Source organism: Streptomyces sp. NPDC045955, from assembly GCF_056430805.1.
Genome location: NZ_JBWKKY010000034.1, coordinates 23,584 through 45,968, shown reverse-complemented (window position 1 = coordinate 45,968; position 22,385 = coordinate 23,584). Strand labels below are relative to the sequence as shown.

The 22,385-nt window shown below is 73.6% G+C and carries 20 protein-coding genes and 1 pseudogene; 15 read left to right on the top strand and 6 right to left on the bottom strand.

Features of this window, described 5'->3' with window-relative positions:
- Position 1 precedes the first annotated feature (1 nt).
- From pucD to AC07F0_RS38425, 3 genes are all read left to right on the top strand, one after another.
- Complete coding sequence (pucD, locus tag AC07F0_RS38435; RefSeq protein WP_478984836.1) at positions 2–2,401, top strand: xanthine dehydrogenase subunit D; 2,400 nt, start codon at positions 2–4, stop codon at positions 2,399–2,401.
- A 111-nt stretch (positions 2,402–2,512) separates the two neighbouring features.
- Positions 2,513–3,970 (top strand): NCS2 family permease, encoded by a 1,458-nt coding sequence (locus tag AC07F0_RS38430; RefSeq protein ID WP_478984834.1) that lies wholly within the window; start codon positions 2,513–2,515, stop codon positions 3,968–3,970.
- Positions 3,971–4,008: 38 nt separating this feature from the next.
- Positions 4,009–5,160, top strand: a complete 1,152-nt coding sequence (locus tag AC07F0_RS38425) for an XdhC family protein (RefSeq protein ID WP_478984833.1) — start codon at positions 4,009–4,011, stop codon at positions 5,158–5,160.
- A 20-nt stretch (positions 5,161–5,180) separates the two neighbouring features.
- Here the strand turns inward: AC07F0_RS38425 and AC07F0_RS38420 are convergent.
- The 3 genes and pseudogenes from AC07F0_RS38420 to AC07F0_RS38410 form a co-directional block, all read right to left on the bottom strand.
- A pseudogene (locus AC07F0_RS38420) lies at positions 5,181–5,342 on the bottom strand (methyltransferase); the annotation flags it as partial.
- Between the two features lie 108 nt (positions 5,343–5,450).
- Positions 5,451–5,891 (bottom strand): SRPBCC family protein, encoded by a 441-nt coding sequence (locus AC07F0_RS38415; protein WP_478984831.1) that lies wholly within the window; start codon positions 5,889–5,891, stop codon positions 5,451–5,453.
- A gap of 28 nt (positions 5,892–5,919) precedes the next feature.
- Complete coding sequence (locus AC07F0_RS38410) at positions 5,920–6,705, bottom strand: polysaccharide deacetylase family protein (RefSeq protein WP_478984829.1); 786 nt, start codon at positions 6,703–6,705, stop codon at positions 5,920–5,922.
- 105 nt (positions 6,706–6,810) lie between these two features.
- Between AC07F0_RS38410 and AC07F0_RS38405 the strand changes: the two genes are divergently transcribed.
- From AC07F0_RS38405 to AC07F0_RS38350, 12 genes are all read left to right on the top strand, one after another.
- Positions 6,811–7,773, top strand: coding sequence for an NAD-dependent epimerase/dehydratase family protein (locus AC07F0_RS38405; RefSeq protein ID WP_478984827.1), 963 nt, complete (start codon positions 6,811–6,813; stop codon positions 7,771–7,773).
- Between the two features lie 145 nt (positions 7,774–7,918).
- The gene (locus AC07F0_RS38400) at positions 7,919–9,565 is read left to right on the top strand and encodes a carbamoyltransferase family protein (RefSeq protein WP_478984826.1); all 1,647 of its coding nucleotides are present in this window, start codon (positions 7,919–7,921) and stop codon (positions 9,563–9,565) included.
- A complete protein-coding gene (locus AC07F0_RS38395) occupies positions 9,562–10,560 on the top strand; it encodes a glycosyltransferase family 2 protein (RefSeq protein ID WP_478984825.1) in 999 nt (332 codons plus the stop codon). The genes AC07F0_RS38400 and AC07F0_RS38395 overlap by 4 nt, the downstream gene beginning before the upstream one ends.
- Entirely contained in the window at positions 10,557–11,156 is a 600-nt protein-coding gene (locus AC07F0_RS38390; protein WP_478984822.1) for a D-glycero-alpha-D-manno-heptose-1,7-bisphosphate 7-phosphatase, read from the top strand. The genes AC07F0_RS38395 and AC07F0_RS38390 overlap by 4 nt, the downstream gene beginning before the upstream one ends.
- Positions 11,153–12,145: a glycosyltransferase family 9 protein gene (locus AC07F0_RS38385; protein WP_478984821.1), complete on the top strand. Its 993-nt coding sequence runs from the start codon at positions 11,153–11,155 to the stop codon at positions 12,143–12,145. Before AC07F0_RS38390 ends, AC07F0_RS38385 begins: the two co-directional genes overlap by 4 nt.
- Positions 12,142–13,092: a glycosyltransferase gene (locus AC07F0_RS38380; protein ID WP_478984820.1), complete on the top strand. Its 951-nt coding sequence runs from the start codon at positions 12,142–12,144 to the stop codon at positions 13,090–13,092. The genes AC07F0_RS38385 and AC07F0_RS38380 overlap by 4 nt, the downstream gene beginning before the upstream one ends.
- Positions 13,089–14,306 carry a glycosyltransferase gene (locus AC07F0_RS38375; RefSeq protein WP_478984818.1) on the top strand — a complete coding sequence of 406 codons (1,218 nt, stop codon included), beginning with the start codon at positions 13,089–13,091 and terminating at the stop codon, positions 14,304–14,306. Before AC07F0_RS38380 ends, AC07F0_RS38375 begins: the two co-directional genes overlap by 4 nt.
- On the top strand, positions 14,306–15,130 hold the full coding sequence (locus AC07F0_RS38370) for a D-sedoheptulose-7-phosphate isomerase (RefSeq protein WP_478984816.1): 825 nt from the start codon (positions 14,306–14,308) through the stop codon (positions 15,128–15,130). The genes AC07F0_RS38375 and AC07F0_RS38370 overlap by 1 nt, the downstream gene beginning before the upstream one ends.
- 1 nt (position 15,131) lies before the next feature.
- Positions 15,132–16,496: a D-glycero-beta-D-manno-heptose 1-phosphate adenylyltransferase gene (gene rfaE2 / locus AC07F0_RS38365; RefSeq protein ID WP_478984814.1), complete on the top strand. Its 1,365-nt coding sequence runs from the start codon at positions 15,132–15,134 to the stop codon at positions 16,494–16,496.
- Between the two features lie 86 nt (positions 16,497–16,582).
- Positions 16,583–17,560 (top strand): glycosyltransferase family 9 protein, encoded by a 978-nt coding sequence (locus AC07F0_RS38360; RefSeq protein ID WP_478984813.1) that lies wholly within the window; start codon positions 16,583–16,585, stop codon positions 17,558–17,560.
- A 14-nt stretch (positions 17,561–17,574) separates the two neighbouring features.
- Positions 17,575–18,456: a glycosyltransferase family 2 protein gene (locus AC07F0_RS38355; RefSeq protein WP_478984811.1), complete on the top strand. Its 882-nt coding sequence runs from the start codon at positions 17,575–17,577 to the stop codon at positions 18,454–18,456.
- Entirely contained in the window at positions 18,453–19,349 is an 897-nt protein-coding gene (locus AC07F0_RS38350) for a glycosyltransferase family 2 protein (RefSeq protein ID WP_478984809.1), read from the top strand. The genes AC07F0_RS38355 and AC07F0_RS38350 overlap by 4 nt, the downstream gene beginning before the upstream one ends.
- 56 nt (positions 19,350–19,405) lie before the next feature.
- On the opposite strand, the gene AC07F0_RS38345 is transcribed toward AC07F0_RS38350, so the two are convergent.
- The 3 genes from AC07F0_RS38345 to AC07F0_RS38335 form a co-directional block, all read right to left on the bottom strand.
- Positions 19,406–19,726 (bottom strand): DUF3040 domain-containing protein, encoded by a 321-nt coding sequence (locus tag AC07F0_RS38345; RefSeq protein WP_478984807.1) that lies wholly within the window; start codon positions 19,724–19,726, stop codon positions 19,406–19,408.
- A 134-nt stretch (positions 19,727–19,860) separates the two neighbouring features.
- The gene (locus AC07F0_RS38340; protein ID WP_478984806.1) at positions 19,861–20,769 is read right to left on the bottom strand and encodes a polysaccharide pyruvyl transferase family protein; all 909 of its coding nucleotides are present in this window, start codon (positions 20,767–20,769) and stop codon (positions 19,861–19,863) included.
- A gap of 79 nt (positions 20,770–20,848) precedes the next feature.
- A complete protein-coding gene (locus AC07F0_RS38335) occupies positions 20,849–22,291 on the bottom strand; it encodes a family 43 glycosylhydrolase (RefSeq protein ID WP_478984805.1) in 1,443 nt (480 codons plus the stop codon).
- Positions 22,292–22,385: the final 94 nt, after the last annotated feature.

The window sequence follows — 22,385 nt, the reverse complement described above, 5'->3', positions numbered from 1 at the left end:
CGTGTCTTCCCCCAACGGAACCCCCACCAAGATCACCCAGGGCTCGCACACCAAGGGCGGCATCGGCGAGTCCACGCTCCGCCCGGACGGCACCCTCAAGGTCACCGGCGAGTTCGCGTACTCGTCCGACATGTGGCACGAGGACATGCTGTGGGGCCAGATCCTCCGCTCGACCGTCGCGCACGCCGAGATCGTGTCCATCGACACGAGCGAGGCCCTGGCCACGCCGGGCGTCTACGCCGTGCTGACGTACGACGACCTGCCGACCGACGTGAAGAACTACGGGCTGGAGATCCAGGACACCCCGGTCCTCGCCCACGGCAAGGTCCGCCACCACGGCGAGCCGGTCGCGCTCGTCGCCGCCGACCACCCGGAGACCGCGCGCCGCGCCGCCGCCAAGATCAAGGTCGACTACCGCGAACTGCCCGTCATCACCGACGAGGCCTCCGCGACCGCGCCCGACGCGATCCTGGTCCACGAGAACCGCGACGACCACCACGCCGGTCACGTCCCGCACCCGAACATTCTCCACCGCCAGCCGATCGTCCGCGGTGACGTGGAGGAAGCCCGCAGGCGGGCGGACGTGATCGTCGAGGGCGAGTACACCTTCGGCATGCAGGACCAGGCCTTCCTCGGCCCCGAGTCCGGTCTCGCCGTGCCGGAGGAGGACGGCGGCGTCCACCTCTACATCGCCACCCAGTGGCTGCACAGCGACCTGCGCCAGATCGCGCCCGTGCTCGGCCTGCCCGAGGAGAAGGTGCGGATGACGCTGTCCGGCGTCGGCGGTGCGTTCGGCGGCCGCGAGGACCTGTCGATGCAGATCCACGCCTGTCTGCTGGCGCTGCGCACGGGCAAGCCCGTCAAGATCGTCTACAACCGGTTCGAGTCCTTCTTCGGGCACGTCCACCGCCACCCCGCCAAGCTCTACTACGAGCACGGGGCCACCAAGGACGGCAAGCTCACGCACATGAAGTGCCGGATCGTCCTGGACGGCGGGGCCTACGCCTCCGCCTCCCCGGCCGTCGTCGGCAACGCCTCCTCCCTGTCGGTCGGCCCGTACGTGATCGACGACGTGGACATCGAGGCCATCGCCCTCTACACCAACAACCCGCCCTGCGGCGCCATGCGCGGCTTCGGCGCGGTCCAGGCGTGCTTCGCCTACGAGGCGCAGATGGACAAGCTGGCGAAGAAACTCGGCATGGACCCGGTGGAGTTCCGGCAGCTCAACGCCATGGAGCAGGGCACGCTCATGCCGACCGGGCAGCCGGTCGACTCGCCGGCCCCGGTCGCCGAACTCCTGCGCCGCGTCAAGGCGATGCCGATGCCGCCGGAGCGCCAGTGGGAGTCCAGCGAGGGCGCCGACCTACGAGAGCTGCCGGGTGGCCTGTCCAACACCACGCACGGCGAAGGCGTCGTACGCGGTGTCGGCTACGCGGTCGGCATCAAGAACGTGGGTTTCTCCGAGGGGTTCGACGACTACTCGACCGCGAAGGTCCGGATGGAGGTCGTCGGCGGCGAGCCCGTCGTCACCGTCCACACGGCCATGGCCGAGGTCGGGCAGGGCGGTGTCACGGTCCACGCGCAGATCGCCCGCACCGAACTGGGCGTGACGCAGGTGACCATCAACCCCGCCGACACCCGGGTGGGCAGCGCCGGTTCGACGTCGGCCTCCCGGCAGACGTACGTCACCGGCGGTGCCGTGAAGCACGCCTGTGAGCTGGTCCGCGAGAAGGTGCTGGAGCTCGGCCGCCGCAAGTTCGGCTCCTACCACCCGGCCTGGGCCACGGCCGAACTGCTCCTGGAGGGCGGCAAGGTCGTCACCGACGGTGGCGAGGTCCTGGGTGATCTGGCCGACGTCCTGGAGGACGAGGCCGTGGAGGTCGAGGAGGAGTGGCGGCACCGGCCGACCGAGCCCTTCGACCTGCGCACCGGCCAGGGCAACGGGCACGTCCAGTACTCCTTCGCCGCGCACCGCGCCGTCGTCGAGGTCGACACCGAGCTCGGCCTGGTGAAGGTCATCGAGCTGGCCTGTGCCCAGGACGTCGGCAAGGCGCTCAACCCGCTGTCCGTGCTCGGCCAGATCCAGGGCGGCACGACACAGGGCCTCGGCGTGGCCGTCATGGAGGAGATCATCGTCGACCCGAAGACGGCGAAGGTGAAGAACCCCTCCTTCACGGACTACCTCATCCCGACCATCCTCGACACGCCGACCATCCCGGTCGACGTCCTCGAACTCGCCGACGACCACGCCCCGTACGGACTGCGCGGCGTCGGCGAGGCGCCCACCCTGTCGTCGACCCCGGCGGTCCTCGCGGCCATCCGGAACGCGACCGGGCTCGAGCTGAACCGGACTCCGGTACGGCCCGAGCACCTGACGGGTACGTCCCTCTCCGAGGCCTGAGCAGGAGAGCTCCGTCCGGGGGACCATGTCCCCCGGACCCCTTTCGTTCGTCTCGGGCCGTCCCCCGGGTCGTGCATCCCAACCCCCTATGAAACTTGGGAGTAGGCCCACATGACCCAGCAGTCACTGGAGCCGAGGACCACAGCCGAAGACGCGGGCGAAGGCACCCGCGTCCCGGCCGGACGGTCCTGGCTCGACCGGTACTTCCACATATCCCGCCGAGGGTCCACGGTCGCGCGCGAGGTGCGTGGCGGCGTCACCACCTTCATGGCGATGGCGTACATCCTCCTGCTCAACCCCCTGATCCTGTCCGGCAAGGACGCGGCGGGGAACACCCTCGCGCAGCAGGGCCTGATCACCGCGACCGCGTTCGCGGCGGCCCTCACCACCCTGCTCATGGGTCTCGTCGGCAAGGTGCCGCTCGCCCTCGCCGCCGGCCTGTCCGTCTCCGGAGTCCTCGCCTCCCAGGTCGCGCCCGAGATGACCTGGCCGCAGGCGATGGGCATGTGCGTGATGTACGGCGTGGTCATCATGCTGCTGGTCGTCACCGGCCTGCGCGAGATGATCATGAACGCGATCCCGCTCGCGCTCAAGCACGGCATCACCATGGGCATCGGCCTGTTCATCGCCCTCATCGGCTTCTACAAGTCCGGCTTCGTGCACCAGGGGAAGTCCACTCCCGTCACCCTCGGCCCGGCGGGCGAACTGGCCGGCTGGCCGGTGCTGCTCTTCGCCGGCACCCTGCTGCTGATCTTCATGCTCCAGGCCCGGAACATCCCGGGCGCCATCCTCATCGGCATCGTCAGCGGCACGGTCGTCGCCGCGATCCTGAACGCCGCCGGTGTCATCGATCCCAAGCAGTGGGCGGCCGGCGCCCCCGAACTGCACGGCGGCGCGGTGTCCATGCCCGACTTCTCGCTCTTCGGGGACGTGGAGTTCGGCGGCTGGGGCGAGGTCGGCGCGATGACCGTCGGCATGATCGTCTTCACGCTGGTGCTGGCCGGGTTCTTCGACGCGATGGCGACCATCATCGGCGTCGGCACCGAGGCGAAGCTCGCCGACGACAAGGGGCGGATGCCGGGCCTGTCCAAGGCGCTGTTCATCGACGGGGCCGGCGGTGCGATCGGCGGTGTGGCGGGCGGCTCGGGCCAGACGGTGTTCATCGAGTCGGCCACGGGCGTCGGCGAGGGCGCCCGCACGGGCCTCGCCTCGGTCGTCACCGGTACGTTCTTCGCGGCCTGCCTGTTCTTCACGCCGCTCACCGCGATCGTGCCGCAGGAGGTCGCGTCCGCCGCCCTCGTCGTCATCGGCGCGATGATGCTGATGAACGCCCGGCACGTGGACTGGGCCGACCGGGCCACCGCCGTCCCGGTGTTCCTGACGGTCGTGCTGATGCCGTTCACGTACACCATCACCACCGGTGTCGCCGCGGGCGTCATCTCCTACGTCGCCATCAAGACCGCCCAGGGCAAGGTGCGCGAGATCGGCGCCTTCATGTGGATCCTGACGGCGGTGTTCCTCGTCTACTTCGCCCTCAACCCGATCGAGAGCTGGCTGGGCGTCCACTGAGGCCCCGTCCGCCGCAACCCCCAAGGAGACCGAGACAGATGCTGGACATCGCCGAGGAGCTGAACCGGTGGGTCGAGCAGGGCCGTGACTTCGCCGTGGCCACCGTGGTGGCCGTCGGCGGCAGCGCGCCCCGGCAGCCCGGGGCCGCACTCGCGGTGGACACCGACGGCACGGCGATCGGCTCGGTCTCCGGCGGCTGCGTGGAGGGCGCGGTCTACGAGCTGTGCGAGCAGGCGCTGCGGGACGGCGAGACCGTCCTGGAGCGCTTCGGCTACAGCGACGACGACGCCTTCGCCGTGGGTCTGACCTGCGGCGGCGTCATCGACATCCTGGTCACCCCGGTGCGGGCCGGCGATCCGGTCCGCCCGGTGGTGGCGTCCGCGCTCACCGCCGCCGCGCGAGGGGAGGCGGCGGCGGTGGCGCGGATCGTGTCGGGCCCGCGCGAACTGACGGGCCGGGCCCTGCTGGTCCGGCCCGACGGCTCCTGCGACGGCGGTTTCGGTGCCCACCCGGAACTGGACCGCACGGTCGCCGCCGAGGCGGGAGCCCTCCTGGACGCCGGCCGCACCGGCACCTTGGAGATCGGAGAGCAGGGCTCACGCTGCGGAGCGCCGCTCACGCTCCTGGTCGAGTCATCCGTCCCCCCGCCCCGGATGATCGTCTTCGGTGCGATCGACTTCGCCGCCGCCCTGGTCCGCATCGGCAAGTTCCTCGGCTACCACGTGACGGTGTGCGACGCCCGCCCCGTCTTCGCGACCCGGGCGCGCTTCCCGGAGGCCGACGAGATCGTCGTCGAGTGGCCCCACCGCTACCTTGAGCGCACGGACGTCGACGGCCGCACGGTCCTGTGCGTCCTGACCCACGACGCCAAGTTCGACGTGCCCCTGCTGAGGCTGGCGCTGCGGCTGCCGGTGGCGTACGTCGGTGCGATGGGCTCCCGGCGCACCCACCTGGACCGCAACGCCCGCCTGCGCGAAGTCGGCGTGACGGAGCTGGAGTTGAGCCGACTGCACTCGCCGATCGGCCTGGACCTCGGGGCCCGTACGCCCGAGGAGACGGCCCTGTCGATCGCGTCGGAGATCGTCGCGGCCAGGCGCGGTGGCAGCGGGGCCTCGCTGACCGGGGCCCACACGCCGATCCACCACGAGCCGGAGGCGAAGGCGGTGGGGCGGATCGGGTCGGTGGCCTGAGGCCCGCGCATCGGGCCGGGTCAGCGGGCCACGGCCTCCAGGAGCGAGAACGGTTCCGCCTCCGGGAGCGGGGTGACGGAGGTGAGGGACAGTCCGGCGGCCTCGCACAGCGCCTCGAAGTCCCTGCGGGTGCGCTCCCTGCCGCCCACGTTCACCAGCATGTTGAGGTCGCTGAGATACCTGCTCCCCAGCCGGGCTCTCTCCGCTTCGTAACCGCGCATGCCTCCACGGTCGCCGAACCGGCCGCTCCTGTCGTGGACAAAAGTTCCGCCCCGGCGGCCGCCGGGGCGTCACGGACGTCTGAGCAGACGGTTCAGCGCGCGGCCGAACACATACCGCGCCGAGGGCCGCAGTGCGCCGTCGAAGAGCGACGGCAACAGCCGGAGCCGGATCTCCTCCCGCCAGACCACACGGGCCCGGCCCCCGGGCCCCGGCCGCACCTCCAGCTCCGCCCAGCCGAGCACCACCCGGCCCCGCTTCTCCAGGCGGCACATCCCCGGCGCCCCGTCCTCCGGTGGCTGCCACACCGTGACCTCCATCGTGTCGTCGAAGGCCAGTGCCCCGACGCCCGTGCGGGCCACGATCACCGTGCCCACGCGGGTGGGCCCGGGCGGATCTACCCTGACCGCCGTCAACGGCACCACCTCGCCGTGCCGCGGCCACAGCGTGATCCGCCGCCATGCCTCGTCGAGGGGAAGCGGGACCGTGCGTTCGAGCAGGATGTTCACCACGGCACGATCGTAGGGAACGCCCGGACGGTTACCGGTACACCTTCCCCGGCTCCACCCTCCCGGGTGCCAGCAACTGCGGCACCGTCACGAACACATACCCCCGTTCCCTGAGCGCGTCGATGATCCCCGGAACCGCCGGCACCGTGCCGTCGTAGATGTCGTGCAGCAGGATGATCCCGTCCCGGGACGCCTGGGCGAGGACGCGGCGGGTGATCAGGTCCGGGTCGGTCGTCGTGTAGTCCTTCGCCGTCACGCTCCACAGCACCTCGGCGAGGCCCAGCTCGCGGCAGATCTCGTGGACGGTGTCGTCGGTGCGGCCCTGCGGCGGGCGCATCAGGGTCGGGCGCCGGCCGGTGAGGCGTTCTATCTCCTGGTTGGGGCGTTCCAGCTCCTCGCGTATCTCCTCGGGTCTGAGCCGGGTCAGGATCTTGTGGTCCCAGGTGTGGCTGGCCACCTCGTGGCCCTCGTCCGCCATCCGCCGCACCAGCTCCGGGTACTTCTCGATGTGCCGCTTGCCGAGGAGGAAGAAGGTCGCCGGGACCTGCTTCTCGCCGAGGATGTCCAGCAGGCGTGCGGAGTGCTCGCTCGGCCCCGCGTCGAAGGTGAGCGCGATGCACTTCACCTCACGGCAGTCGGCGGTGCCGAAACGGGCTGCCCGGAGGTCCGCCGCCTGTGCGCGGACGGTGCTGGGAGCCGTGGTGTCGAGTCCCGAGCAGCCGCTCAGGAGCAGGGTCAGGGCGGCGGTCGACGCGAGCGTTCCGGCCGTGCGGAACGCGATCCCTGTTTTCCTCATCTTCTTGGTCAGAGAAGGCATGCCGGGACTATACACACTGTGTATACGCCCGTTTTATAGTGTTCCGGCTCCCCGCCTGGTTACTCGCGCCGATGCGCAAGTGAACGCCAGCGGAAGGAGAGTCCCGTGAGCGGACATGCCTGGCGCCGGGCCCTGGTGACCGGCGGTGCGGGTTTCGTGGGATCCCATCTGTGCGCACGGCTGCTCGACGCCGGCACGCAGGTCGTGTGCCTGGACAACCTGGCCACCGGCTCCCGCGCCAACGTGGCCGACCTGGAGCAGCGGCCCGGCTTCCGCTTCGTGCGCGGTGACGCCACCGACCCGGCGGTCTGGAGGGCGCTGCCCGGCCGCTTCGACCTCGTCCTGCACTTCGCCTGCCCGGCCTCGCCCGCCGACTACCTGCGGCTGCCGCTGGAGACCCTCGACGTCGGCAGCACCGGCACCCGCCTCGCGCTGGAGCGGGCCCACGCCGACGGTGCCCGCCTCGTTCTCGCCTCCACCTCCGAGGTGTACGGCGACCCGCTGGAGCACCCGCAGCGCGAGACGTACTGGGGCAACGTCAACCCGATCGGACCGCGCAGCGTCTACGACGAGTCCAAGCGGTTCGCGGAGGCCCTGGTCACCGCCCACCGCCAGGCGCGCGGCACGGACACCGCCATCGTCCGCATCTTCAACACCTACGGCCCCCGCATGCGCACCGGCGACGGCCGCGCCGTCCCCACCTTCATCGCGCAGGCCCTGGACGGCATGCCCCTGACCGTCGCCGGGGACGGCGGGCAGACGCGCTCGCTGTGCTACGTCGACGACACCGTGGACGGCGTCCTCGCGCTGGCCGCCTCCACCGAGACCGGGCCCGTGAACATCGGCGGCGGTGACGAGATCACGATGCTGGAGCTGGCCCGCAGGACCGTGGAGATCACCGGCTCCGCCTCCCGCATCCGGTTCGTGGACCGCCCCGTCGACGACCCGGCCCGGCGCCGCCCCGACACCCGGCTGGCCCGGGAACGGCTCGGCTGGCAGCCCCGTATCGGCTGGAGCGAGGGGCTGGAACGGACCATTGGCTGGTTCTCGCGCTCCGTTGCCGCCTGAGCCCGATCACAGCGCGGGCTTTCAGCACTACATGCAGTGAAAAATCCGGCTATCGGGCGGTCAGTTGTCTCCAAGTGTTTGAGACAGCCGCAGGACGGCACTCGCCGAGACGCCGGAGTACGCCACACAGCTCGGGACGGAGCACATGCGCATCCTTGGTATCAACGCCCTGTTCCACGACCCGGCCGCAGCTCTCGTCGTCGACGGCCACACGGTGGCGGCCGCCGAGGAGGAGCGCTTCAGCCGGCGCAAGCACGGCAAGCGCCCGCTGCCGTTCTCCGCGTGGGAACTGCCCGAGCTGTCCGCCCGCTGGTGCCTGGAGCAGGCGGGCCTGAAGCCCTCAGACCTGGACGCCGTCACCTACTCCTTCGACCCGAAGCTGGCCCGGCCCGCCCGCGACATGGGCCTGAACGACCCCTGGGACCCGCTGCGCCTGGAGTACGCGCGCCGCGCCCCCGAGTTCCTCGCCGAGGCCCTGCCCGGCCTCGATCCCGAGCGGGTCGTCTTCGTCCCCCACCACGTCGCGCACGCCGCCTCCGCCGGGCCCGCCTCCCCGCACCCCGACAGCGCCGTCCTCGTCCTGGACGGCCGCGGCGAGGCCGCCTCCCACCTGGCCGGCCGCTACCGCGACGGCAAGCTCGACACCCTCGCCACCCAGGCGCTGCCCGACTCCCTCGGCCTGGTCTACGAGGACCTCACCGAACACCTCGGGTTCCTCCGCAGCAGCGACGAGTACAAGGTGATGGCCCTCGCCTCCTACGGCACCCCGCGCTTCCTGCCGCAGCTGCGCCAGTACGTCCACGCGACCGGCCACGGCGGCTTTCGCGCCCACGGAGTCGACTGGGCCGCCTTCGCCCCACCCCGCGCCAAGGGCGAACCCTGGAACCAGGACCACGCCGACCTCGCCGCGAGCACCCAGGCCGTCCTCGAAGAGGTCCTGCTGGAACTCGTGCACTGGCTGCACCGCGAGGCTGGGGGCGAGGCGCTCACGATGGCCGGGGGCGTCGCCCTCAACTGCGTCGCCAACTCGAAGATCGTGGCCAAGGGCCCGTACCGGGACGTGTGGGTGCAGCCCGCCGCCGGGGACGCCGGTACCGCGCTGGGCGGGGCGCTGCACCTCGCCGAACAGCCCGGCCCTATGCCCGGCGCCGACCTCGGCCGCGGCTGGAGCGACGACGAACTGCGCGCCTGGCTCGACACGGCGGCGATCCCCTACGACAAGCCCGACGACATCGCCGAGACCGTCGCCGAGGAACTGGCCCGCGACGGGGTCGTCGCCTGGTTCCAGGGCCGCAGCGAGTACGGGCCGCGCGCCCTCGGGCACCGCTCCCTGCTCGCCCACCCCGGCCGCGCCGAGAACCTGGAACGCCTCAACCACGTCAAGGGCCGAGAGGAGTTCCGGCCCGTCGCCCCGATGGTGCTCGCCGACCGCGCCGCCGACCTGTTCTCCGGCGGCCCGCTGCCCAGCCCGTACATGCTGTTCGTGCACGACGTCGCCCAGGAGTGGCGCGACCGCGTCCCGGCCGTCGTGCACGTCGACGGCACCGCCCGCATCCAGACCGTCGAGGAACGGCGCGAACCCCTGGTGGCGCGGATGCTGAGTGCCTTCGAGCGGCGCACCGGACTCCCCGTCGTCGTCAACACCAGCCTCAACACCGCCGGGCGGCCCATGGTCGACGACCCGCGCGACGCTCTGGAGTGCTTCGGCTCCGCACCCGTCGACCTGCTGGCCATCGGCCCGTACGCGGTCCGCCGGGGGCGGGCGTTCGACACGGGGAGGGCAGCGGCATGACCTCGTACGCCGTCGTCATCCCCACCCTCGTACGGGACACCCTCGCCGACTGTCTCGCCGCGCTCGCCGCCGCGACCGGGCCGCGCCCCGAGGAGATCGTCCTCGTCGACGACCGGCCCGACCCCGAACCCGGAAAGCTGGAGCACCCGTTGAGCGTCCTCGGCGACCTGCGGGAACGCACTACCGTGCTGACCGGCGGCGGACGCGGGCCCGCCGCCGCCCGCAACACCGGACTGCGGGCCGTGACCGCGCCGTGGACCGTGTTCCTCGACGACGACGTCCAGGTCGGCCCCCACTGGGCCGACCAACTGGCCGAGGACCTCGCCGAGGCGACGCCCGACATCGCCGGCGTCCAGGGCGACATCACCGTCCCGCTGCCCGGCGAACGCCGCCCCACCGACTGGGAACGCGGCACCGCCGGACTCGCCCGCGCCCACTGGATCACCGCCGACATGGCCTACCGCACCGACGCCCTCAAGCAGGTCGGCGGCTTCGACGAACGCTTCCGGCGCGCCTTCCGCGAGGACGCCGACCTCGCGCTGCGCCTCCTCGACGCGGGCTGGCGCATCCGGCAGGGCCGCCGCACCACCCGCCACCCCGTGCGCCCCGCCTCCCGCTGGGTGTCCGTGCGCCAGCAGCGCGGCAACGCCGACGACGCCCTCATGCGGCAGCTGCACGGACCCGACTGGTGGGACAAGGCGGTCGCGCCGCGCGGCCGGATCCGCAAGCACGCGGCGATCACCACCGCGGGCGTTGCCGCGTGCGCCCTCGCCGCCACCGGACACGGCCGGGCCGCGGCGGCCTGCGCGCTCGGCTGGGCGGCCGGTACGGCGGAGTTCGCCCGGGCCCGCATCGCGCCCGGCCCGCGCACCCGCGAGGAAGTGACGACCATGCTGGCGACCAGCGTGCTGATCCCGCCGGCCGCGACCTGGCACCGGCTGACCGGCGCCCTGCGCCACCGCCATGCCCCCTCCTGGCAGGAGGTGACACGATGAGCCCGGTCAAGGCCGTGCTGTTCGACCGCGACGGCACACTCGTCGAGGACGTCCCCTACAACGCCGACCCCGACCGCGTACGCCCCGTCGAGGGCGCCCGCGAGGCGCTCGCCCGCTTGCGCGAACGCGGCATCCGCACCGGAGTCGTCACCAACCAGTCCGGTGTCGCGCGCGGGCTGCTCACCGACGCCGACGTCCGCCGCGTCAACCACCGCGTCGACGAACTCCTCGGCCCTTTCGACGTGTTCGCCGTCTGCCCGCACGGCCCCGACGACGGCTGCCACTGCCGCAAACCCCAGCCCGGCATGGTGCTGTGGGCGGCCGGGCGGATCTGCACCCAGCCCGCCGACCTCGTCGTCATCGGCGACATCGGGGCCGACGTGGAGGCCGCCCGCCGCGCCGGCGCCCACGGCATCCTCGTCCCCACCGCGCAGACCCGGCCCGAGGAGATCGCGGACGCGGACCATGTCGCCCCGGACCTGCTGACCGCCGTCCGGGCCGTACTGGACGGACCGCCGAGGGGCCGCGTCCTCGCCGACGAACGCCCGATCCAGGAGGCCTTCACGGCCGCCCCGGGGCGGGGGAGGGACGCGTGAAGGCACTCGTCACCCGTCTCGACAGCTTCGGCGACGTCCTGCTCGCCGGACCCGCGATCCGCGCGGTCGCCGCCCGCGCCGACACCGTCACCCTCCTGTGCGGACCGCGCGGCGCGCCCGCCGCCCGGCTGCTCCCGGGCGTCGACGACGTCCTCGTGTGGGACGCGCCCTGGGTGGGCTTCACGCCCCCGCCTGTCGGCCGCGGGGAGGTCGAGCTGCTCCTCGACACCATCGACGCCGACACGGCCCTGGTCCTGACGTCCTTCCACCAGTCCCCGCTGCCGATCGCGCTGCTGCTGCGCCTGGCCGGCGTGGACTTCATCGCCGCCGACAGCGAGGACTACCCCGGCTCCCTCCTCGACGTACGCCACCACCGCGCACCGCACGCCCACGAGGTGGAGGCCGGGCTCGACCTCGCCGAGGCCGCCGGGTTCCCGCCGGCCGACGACGGCCGGCCCCGAGTGCTCCCGCCGCCCGCCACCGCCGGGCTCACCGGCCCGGAGCCGTACGTCGTCCTGCACCCCGGCGCCAGCGTCCCCGCCCGCGCCTGGAGCCCCGACCGCTGCGCCGAGGCGGTGCGCGAACTGACCGCCGCCGGGCACCGCGTGGTGGTGACCGGCGGCGCGGGGGAGAGCGACCTGACCGCCTACGTCGCAGGCTCGCACGCCCTCGACCTCGGCGGCCGCACCGGGGCCGCGGAACTCGCCGGCGTTCTCGCGGGCGCCACCGTCGTCGTCACCGGCAACACCGGCCCGGCCCACCTCGCCGCCGCCGTCGGCACCCCGGTGGTGTCCCTGTTCTCCCCGGTCGTCCCCGCCGAGCGCTGGCGGCCGTACGGCGTCCCGTACGTGCTGCTCGGCGACCAGGACGCCCCGTGCGCGGACAGCAGGGCGCGCGAGTGCCCCGTGCCCGGTCATCCCTGCCTGGACACGGTCACCGCGCACGACGTGGTGACCGCCGTGGAGAAGCTGATGGGGGAGGCGGCATGAGGATCCTGCTCTGGCACGTGCACGGGTCGTGGACCACCGCGTTCGTGCAGGGCCCGCACACCTACGTCGTCCCCGTCACCCCCGACCGGGGCCCCGACGGACTCGGCCGTGCCCGCACCTGGGACTGGCCCGACTCGGTCGTGGAAGTGCCGCCGGAGCGGCTGCGGGACGAGGACATCGACGTCGTCGTGCTGCAACGCCCGCACGAACTCGACCTGGTCGACCGGTGGCTGGGCCGCCGCCCGCCGCTGGTGTACCTGGAGCACAACGCCCCGCACGGCGAGGTGCCCGACACCCGCCACCCGGCAGCGGGCATCCCCGGTGTCACCCTCGTCCACGTCACGCACTTCAACCGGCTGATGTGGGACGCGGGTCCGACGCCCAGCACCGTCATCGAGCACGGCATCGTCGACCCCGGACCGCTGTGGACCGGGGAGCTGGAACGCGCCGCAGTCGCCGTCAACGAGCCGCTGCGGCGCGGCCGTACCACCGGCACCGACCTGCTGCCGGCCTTCGCCGAGGCGGCTCCGCTGGACGTCTTCGGCATGGGCACCGAGGGCCTCGCCGGCCATCTCGGCATCCCCGCCGACCACTGCCGCTCCCACGAACTCACCCAGAGCGAACTGCACTCGGCCATGGCGCGGCGACGCGTCTACGTCCACCCCGTCCGCTGGACCTCCCTGGGCCTGTCCCTGCTGGAGGCGATGCATCTCGGCATGCCCGTCGTCGCGCTCGCCACCACCGAGGTCACCGAAGCCGTACCGCCCGGCGCCGGAGTGGTCTCCAACCGGATCGACGAACTGACCTGCGCCGTACGGGACTTCGTCGCCGACCCGCTGCACGCGCGCATGGTCGGCGAGGGAGCACGGGCGGCGGCGCTCGCCCGTTACGGGCTGTCCCGCTTCCTGGACGACTGGGAGCGGCTGCTGAAGGAGGTGGCCCGATGAGGATCGCCATGGTGTCCGAGCACGCGAGTCCCCTCGCCGCGCTCGGCGGCGTCGACGCAGGGGGCCAGAACGTGTACGTGGCCCGCCTGAGCGGGGAACTGGCCCGGCGCGGCCACGACGTGACGGTCTACACCCGGCGCGACGCGGCCGGCCTGCCCGACCGGGTGCCGCTGCCCGGCGGGGCCGTCGTCGAGCACGTGCCCGCCGGACCGGCCGAGCCCGTCCCCAAGGACGAACTGTTCCCGTACATGCCCGACTTCGGCGCCTGGCTGGCCCGCGCCTGGGCCCACGAGCGGCCGGACGTGGTGCACGCCCACTTCTGGATGTCCGGCATGGCCTCCCGGATCGGCGCCCAGCCGCACGGCGTGCCCGTCGTGCAGACCTTCCACGCCCTCGGCACCGTCAAGCGCCGCCACCAGGGCAGGCTCGACACCAGCCCGCCCGAACGCGTCGGCATCGAGCGGCAGATCGGCCGCGGCTGCGCCCGCGTTCTGGCCACCTGCACCGACGAGGTGCACGAACTGGCCGAGCTGGGCGTGCCGCGGCGCCAGGTGTCCGTGGTGCCCTGCGGGGTGGACGCCGGGCACTTCCGGCCCGGGGCACGGTCCGACGGTGTCCCGGCACCCCGCGCACGGCACCGGCTGCTCGCCTGCGGCCGACTGGTCCCGCGCAAGGGCTACGACCAGGCCGTACGGGCCCTCGCCCGGATCCCGGACGCCGAACTCCTCATCGCGGGCGGACCCGCCGCCGACCGGCTCGCCGACGACCCCGAGGCGCGGCGGCTGCGGCGGCTCGCGCGGAGCACCGGCGTGGCCGACCGGGTGCGGCTGCTCGGCGCGGTGGACCCGGACGGCATGCCCGCCCTGATCGGCAGCGCGGACCTGGTGCTGTGCACCCCGCTCTACGAGCCGTTCGGCATCGTGCCGCTGGAGGCGATGGCCTGCGCTGTGCCCGTCGTCGCCACCGACGTCGGCGGCCACCGTGACAGCGTCGCCGAGGGCACCACGGGCCGGCTCGTCCCGCCCCAGGACCCCGAGTCGATCGCGGCCGCCGTACGCGAACTCCTCGCCGACGACGCACTGCGCCGGCGCTACGGCAGCGCCGGCCGCGAACGCGTCCTCGACCGCTACACCTGGCGGCGCGTCGCCGACGGCGTGGAGCAGGTCCACCGCCAGGTCCTCGCCGGACACGCACAGCAGAAGGAGGTGGCGTGATGACCGTGCACCCGCCCGTCACCGGCCACTGCGACGAACTCCAGGACGCCCTGACCTCGTTCCGCGCCTCGGCACACATCGCACAGCGGTGGGGCGAGCACCTGGCGGCCGTGCTCACCGGCGGCGGCCGGCTGCTGGCCGCGGGCAACGGCGGCAGCGCGGCCCAGGCCCAGCACCTGACCGCCGAACTCGTCGGCCGCTACCGCGACGACCGGCCCGCCTTCTCGGCGATCGCCCTGCACGCCGACACCTCCAGCACCACCGCCATCGCCAACGACTACGGCGTGGACGAGGTGTTCGCCCGCCAGGTGCGCGCCCACGGCCGCCCCGGCGACGTCCTGATGCTGCTGTCCACCAGCGGAGCCAGCGCCAACCTGCTGTCCGCCGCGGATGCCGCCCGGGCGGCCGGCGTGCGGGTGTGGGCCCTCACCGGCCCCGCGCCCAACCCGCTGATGGCGGGCAGCGACGAGTCCCTGTGCGTCGAGGCGCCGACCGGGGCCACCGTGCAGGAACTCCACCTGGTGGCGGTGCACATGGTGTGCGAGGCGTTCGACGCGGCGGTGGGGAACGGGACCTGGCGCAGGCACGACGCCGGCCGGTGGGACGGCGACGGCCGGCAGGACGGGCACGGCCGGCAGGACGGGCATGGCGGCCGGTGGGACGGGGACGGCCGGCAGGACGGGCATGGCGGCCTGCGTGACGGTGACGGCCGGTGGCGTGACGGCAGCGGCGGTCGGCCGAACGGCGACGGCGGCCGGCGGGACCGCGACGGCCGGTGGCGTGACGGCGGTGACCCGCGGCACGACGGCAACGGCAGGAGGTGACATGAACGGCAAGGCACCCCTCGTCGTCGTCGGTGACGCGCTGCTGGACCGGGACGTGACCGGCCGCGCCGAACGGCTCGCGCCCGACGCGCCCGTGCCGGTCGTCGACGACTGCGGGGAGCGGACCCGGCCCGGCGGCGCGGCACTCGCCGCCTACCTCGCGGCCCGCGACGGCCGCGACGTCACGCTGGTGGCGGGAGTGGGCGACGACCCGGCCAGCCGCGCGCTGCGCCGCCTCCTGGAGCCCTGGCTCACCCTCGTCCCGCTGCCCCTGACCGGCCCGCTGTCCGAGAAGACCCGCGTCCTCGCGCAGGACCGACCGGTGGTCCGGCTGGACCGCGGCGCGGGCCGCACCCGCGAGGCCACGGACGCCGCCCGGGAGGCCGTCCGCGCGGCACCCGCCGTCCTGGTCTCCGACTACGGCCGCGGCACCGCCGACGCCCTGCGCGATGTCCTCGTCGCCCGCCCGCCGCTGGTCTGGGACCCGCACCCGCGCGGCGGTGCCCCCGTGCCCGGCACCCGGCTGGTGACACCGGCCGAGAAGGAGGCCCACGGTCTCGCCCCGCAGGACGGAACCGCACGCCGGGACCTGCACGCCGCCGCCCACAGCGCCGCCGCCCTCGTTCGGCACTGGCGGGCCGCCGCCGTCGCGGTCACCCTCGGTTCCCGCGGCGCCCTGCTGTCCTACGGGGAGCATCCGCTGCTCGTCCCCGCGCCCGCCGCGCACCCCGGCGACAGCTGCGGGGCTGGGGACCGGTTCGCCGCCACCGCCGCCGGGCTGCTCGCCGACGGGGTCCTGGTCGCCGAGGCCGTCGAGGGCGCCGTCGCCGCGGCGACCGGCTTCGTCGCGGCGGGCGGAGCGGCCGCCGTACCGAGCGCGGACGCCGCACCGGCACCGCCGCCCGGCGACGACGACCCGTACGCCCTGGCCGCCCGGATCCGCGCCGCCCACGGCACCGTCGTCGCCGCAGGAGGCTGCTTCGACCTGCTGCACGCCGGCCACGTCGGCCTGCTCCAGGCCGCCCGGCGGCTCGGCGACTGCCTGGTGGTGTGCGTCAACTCGGACGACTCGGTGCGCCGCCGCAAGGGTGGTGGCCGCCCGGTCAACCCGCTCGCCGACCGGGTCCGGGTCCTGCGCGCGCTGGCCTGCGTCGACGCGGTCGCCGTCTTCGACGAGGACACCCCCGAACGGCTCCTGGCCGACCTGCGCCCCGACGTCTGGGTCAAGGGCGGCGACTACGCGGCCGCCGACCTGCCGGAAGCCGCCCTCCTCCAGAAGTGGGGCGGCCAGGCGGTCCTCCTGCCCTACCTCGACGGCCGCTCCTCGACGGCCCTGATGGAACGGGCGGCGGAAGGAGCACGATGACCGGCGATGCGAGGCAGACAGCCGGGCGGCACCCGATGAGCGGGGCTGCGGGGGCACACACGCAGGACTCACGGCAGTCTGCTGCCATGACACCGGACACGGCACGCGAACCGACGTCGCCCCGCCTCCTCGTCCTGCGCGCACTGGGCCTCGGCGATCTCCTCGCCGGGGTCCCCGCGCTGCGTGCCCTGCGGCGGGCCCACGCCCGGCACGAGCTCGTCCTGGCCGCGCCCGCCGAGCTGGGTCCGGTCGCCGAGGCGACGGAGGCCGTGGACCGGCTGCTGCCCGCCTCCGCGCCGGGGCGGGGCGTGCCGCGCGCGCTCGACTGGAGCGGTCCGCCGCCGGACGTCGCCGTCGACCTGCACGGCAACGGACCGCCCAGCCACCGGCTCCTGATGGGGCTGCGTCCGCTGAAGCTGCTCGCCTTCGCCCACCCGGACATGCCCGAGATCGACGGCCCGCCCTGGTACGCGGAGGAACACGAACGCGACCGCTGGTGCCGGCTGCTCCAGTCGTACGGCATCGACGCCGACCCGGGCGACCTGTACCTGCCCCGGCCGAGCACCGCCTCCCCGGCACCCGGCGCGGTCGTGCTGCACCCCGGCGCCGGATCACCCGCCCGCTGCTGGCCCGTCGAGCGGTACGCGGCGGTCGCCGACGGGCTGCGCGCCCGGGGCCTGAGGGTCGTGGTGACCGGCGGCGCGGACGAGAGCGACCTGGTGGCCCGGCTCGCCAAGCAGGCCGGTCTGCCCGACACCGACGTGTTCGGCGGCGGTCTCCCGTTCCGCCGGCTGTCCGCCCTCGTCGCCGACGCATACGCCGTGATCAGCGGCGACACCGGCATCGCCCACCTCGCCGTCGCCCATGCCACATGCTCCGTCACCCTCTTCGGCCCGGTCGCACCGAGCCGCTGGGGCCCGCCGCCCGGCCCGCGCCACCGCGCGCTGTGGTACGGCCCGGAGGGCGACCCGCACGGCCGCCGCCCCGATCCCGCGCTGCTGCGCATCACCCCCGACGACGTGCTGGGCGCCCTCGACGAACTGCCCGGCATCCGACACCTGTGAGAGGGCACCGCAGGATGACCATCCCACGTCCTGACGCCACACCCGTCGGCATCGTCATCGCCACCCGCAACCGCTGCGCCGCCCTCGCCGAGGCCCTGAGCCACCTCGTCGCCCTCCCCGAACGACCCCGGATCCTCGTCGCGGACAACGCCTCCACCGACGACACACGCGCCCTGCTCGCCCGCGACTTCCCGCAGGTTCACGTCCTGGCGCTGCCGTTCAACCACGGCGCCCTGGCCCGCAACTACGGCGCCCGTGCCCTGGACACGCCCTACGTGGCGTTCAGCGACGACGACTCCTGGTGGGCTCCCGGCGCCCTGAGCAGGGCGGCCCGTCTGTTCGAGCGGCACCCGCGGCTCGGTCTCATCGCCGCCCGCACCCTCGTCGGCCCCGCCGCCGACCCGGACCCGCTCAACGAGGTGCTCGCCGCCTCGCCCCTCGGGCCGGCCGCAGACCTGCCCGGCACCCAGGTCCTGGGCTTCCTGGCCTGCGCCTCCGTCGTCCGCCGCAGCGCCTATCTGGACGCGGGCGGATTCCACCGGCTGCTGTTCTTCGGCGGTGAGGAGACCCTCCTCGCCTACGACATGGCGGCCCGCGGCTGGGGCGTCACCCACTGCCCGGACATCATCGCCCACCACCACCCCGCGCCCTCGTCCCGCACCGGCCGGCCGGTCGTGCAGCGCCGCAACGAACTCCTCACCGCCTGGCTGCGCCGCCCCGTGCCCTACGCACTCGCCCGCACCCGGGCCCTCGCCGCCGAGGCCCGGCACGACGACCACGCCCGGCAGGCCCTGCGCGGGACGCTCGCCCGGCTGCCGGCAGCCCTGCGTGCCCGCAGGCCCCTGCCGCCGCACGTGGAGCGGGCCGCGCGCCTGCTGGAGGGAGCCGCCGCATGACCGACCCCCGTACCACCGTCGTCGTCATCACCCACAACCGTCGGCGGGAGCTGCTGCGCACGCTCGACCGGCTCGCCGAACTGCCGGAGAAGCCACCGGTGATCGTCACCGACAACGGCTCCACGGACGGCACCGCCGACGCCGTCGCCCGCAGTCACCCGTGGGTCCGGCTGCTGCGGCCCGGCCGCAACCTCGGCGCCGTGGGCCGCAACCTGGCCATCCGCCAGGTCCGCACGCCCTATGTCGCCTTCTGCGACGACGACTCCTGGTGGGCACCGGGATCGCTGGCGGGGGCCGCCGACCTGCTCGACCGGTACCCGGCCGTGGGCTCGGTCACGGCCCGGATCGTCGTCGAACCGGACGGCACCGACGACCCGATCGTCGAGGAACTGCGCAACTCGCCTGTCCCGGGGCCCGGTTGGCTGCCCGGGCCGGCCCTCGGCTCCTTCCTGGCCGCCGCGACCGTGCTGCGCACCGACGCGTTCCGGGCGGCGGGCGGTTTCCATCCGCGGCTGTGGCTGGGCGGCGAGGAGGAGCTGCTCGCCGCGGACCTGGCGGCCGACGGATGGTGGCTGACGTACGCCGACCACCTGGTGGTGCACCACCACCCGTCCCTGGCCCGGGACGCCACCCTGCGCCGGTCCCACGGCATCCGCAACACCCTGTGGTTCACCTGGCTGCGCCGCCCGGCCGGTCCCGCCCTGCGCCGGACCGTGGACCTGGCCCGCACGGTGCCGCGCGACACCGCGTCCCTGCGCGCCTTCGCCGAGGCCGCCTCCGCCCTCCCCTGGGTGCTGCGCGAACGCCGCGTCCTCCCGCACCAGGTCGAGTCCCGCCTGCGCCTGCTGGAACCGGCCCAGCGCGCTTCGAAGGCCCGCCGCTACACGGGCTGAACCCGCACCCCCCGACGCGGGGTGCGGGTTCAGCCCGTCGGATCAGCGGTGGACGCTCAGCCCCCGCACCACCGGCACATCAGCCGGAACAGGGCGAACAGCGTCGGCGGCCAGAGGGCGGCGAAGGCCCAGATCACCCCCGGCTCGGAGGTGACGATCCCGGCCACCATCAGCCCGGCCGACACCGCGAGCAGGACCGCCACCGTCCAGATCCGGGGGCGGTAGGAGCCGAGGCGGGTCAGCAGCCGGGCGGGGTCGGGGCGGCGGCTCAGTCGCAGGGTGCGCAGCCGGCGGTCGAGGCGGCGGTCGCGGCGCAGCGCGCGTTCCATCTCGTCGAGGATGCGCTGCTCGTTCTCGGGAAGTCGGCCGATGGACACGCGCTTTCTCCTTCCGGGCGGCCGGACCGTCTCTCCTCCCGGGGGGACGTACCACGGGGACGTACAGGCGGGGGACGTGCGACGGGGGACTACAGCGGCGGACGTACAAGCGGGTGCCCCGTGAAACCCGGGAACTAACCGGGGACCGGCCGCGCCAGCGCCTCGACGAGCCGGTCCGCGCTGTCCGGCACGGTGCCCTCACGGAACCCGTCACGGATCTGCCGGGCGGTGACCCGGCCGCCGGTCAGACACCAGTCCCACCAGCGGTCCAACTGCCCGACGTCCAGCCGTTCGGCGGGCACCAGCGCGGGCCAGCCGCAGGCCCGGGCCTGCGCGGTCATCTTCGCGCCGCCTTCGACCGGGTCGACGGCCAGCACCGGGGTTCCGACCCGCAGCGCGATGACCAGCCCGTGCAGCCGGTCGGTGACGACGAGGTCCAGCCGCGCCAGCACGGACTGGAGCTGCGCGGGGGTGGCACTGAGATGCCAGTCGTGCGTGTCGAGCCGCGTCTCCAGCTCCAGCCGGCCGCAGTCCTTGCCGGCCAACCAGCGCGTCACCTCCTCGGCGACCTGCGCGTGCCGCCGCAGCTCCCCGTACTCCTGCTGCCCGTGCGTGAGGATGACCCCGACGACCGGCCGGGCGGGCGCGTCCGGGGCGCGGGCCGCGAGGTCCTCCACCGGCTCGCTGTCCGGCCCGTCCCGGGGCAGCACCCGGTGGAAGCCGGTCACGGCCGGGCTGGCGGGGTCGATCACCGAGGTGCCGACGGCGATCCGCACACAGTGCGCGAACCGCCGGTGCAGCTCCTCGATCTGCGGCCCGTGCAGCGGGCCGCACACGAACACCAGGTGGGAGTAGTCCTTGGGCCACAGCCGGTCCAGATGCAGGGCCTCCGGTCGGAAGCCGGGACTCCAGGCGACGTCGTAGGGGATGCCCGTGCCCAGCAGTACGTCTTCCACCCGGCGCAGGGCCAGCACGTCCCCGGCGGTCGCCTCCCCGTCCCGGAAGCTGAACCACCCGGTCAGCAGAACCCTGCGCGGTCGCATGCCGTCTTGAATGTGCACACGCCCTGAGTGCCCGCCCACCGGGAAGACAATCAGGGCATTACGGGCGACGACTCCCTGGTCACTGGGCGTAGAAGGTGGCGTCCGCGCGGTCGGTCGCCGTGCTCACCGCCTGCACGTTCAGCAGGTACTCCCAGTGGCGGACGTAGCGCCCCGGGTAGTTGTACGACTCGTACGAGACGCCCGCCGGGTCGGCCAGCCCGGCGCGCCGGTGGAAGGCGGCGTCGGACGCGAACTGCGCGCTGCCGTCGTTCTTCTCCAGCCACACTTCGAAGTTCTCGTGCCGCAGGTAGTACCCGGGGAAGTTCGCCGACTCCAGCGAGACGGTGCCGCTGCCGGCCAGCCCGGGCACGACCCGGAACTGCGAGTCGGCGAGCTTGGTGACGTTCGCCTCGATGCGGGCCCGGTAGTCGTAGTGGCGGATGAACCGGTCCGGGAGGTTGTACGAGGAGAAGCGCTGCGGGGTGACGCCGTCGGCCACGGGGATGCCGAAGTTCGGGGTGCCGTCCGCGTTCCAGTAGACCTTCTGCACGCGGGTGCGGCGGTTGGGGTCGTTCAGCGGGTCGCCGCTGATGTCCTTGTAGTCGCGGTCGTGGTAGACGAGGACGTCGCTCTTTCCGTCCTCGGAGACGGTGAAGGAGTTGTGGCCCGGGCCGTACTGGCTGGTCGCGGCGCTGCTGGCGAACACCGGCGTGGGGCTCTTGCTCCAGGACGCCTGGCTGAGCAGGTTCGCGCTCGCGGAGGCGGTGAGCATGCCCAGGCAGTAGTTGCTGTCGGTGGCGCTGGCGGAGTACGTCATGAACACCTTGCCGCCGCGCTGGATGACCGCCGGGCCCTCGTTGACCTTGTAGCCGACGGTCTCCCAGGAGTAGCTGGGCCGCGACAGCATCACCGGAGTGCCGGTGATCGTCCAGGGGTTGGCCATCCTGGCGAGGTAGATGTCGGTGTTGTTGTTCACGGACGGGTCGCGCTGCGCCCAGGCCAGGTAGCGCACGCCGTTCACGACGAAGGTGGTGGCGTCCAGGGAGAAGCTCTCCCACTGGGTCCTGATCTGCCCCTTCTCGGTCCAGGCGGCGGTGAGCGGGTTGGCGCCCGTGCCCTCCAGGACGTACATCCGGATCGCCCACACGTCGTTGGTGGCGCCCGCCGCGAAGTACACGTACCACTTGCCGTCGATGAAGTGGATCTCCGGCGCCCAGATGTGGGCCCCCATCACGCCACTGGCGTGCCTCGTCCAGATGGTCGTCTCGGGGGCCGACTTCAGCCCCTGGAGGGTGGTCGCCCGGCGCAGCACGATGCGGTCGTACTCCGGGACGGTCGCGGTGAAGTAGTAGTAGCCGTCGGTGTGCTTGAAGATGTGCGGGTCGGCCCGCTTCTCGGCGATCGGGTTGGTGTACGTGACGGCGGGGGAGTCGGGCACGGCGGCGTGCGCGGGCGCGCCCGCGAGGCAGGTCGCGAGGGTGACGAGGGCGGCCAGGAGCAGCCGGACGGCTGTGCGTCTCAAGGGAGTTCTCCAAAAGGGGCCACTGTGTTCGCAATGTCGAACGCAGTTCGTGAATTCGATCAGAAGATAAGTGGGGCTCTTACCTCCGTCAACG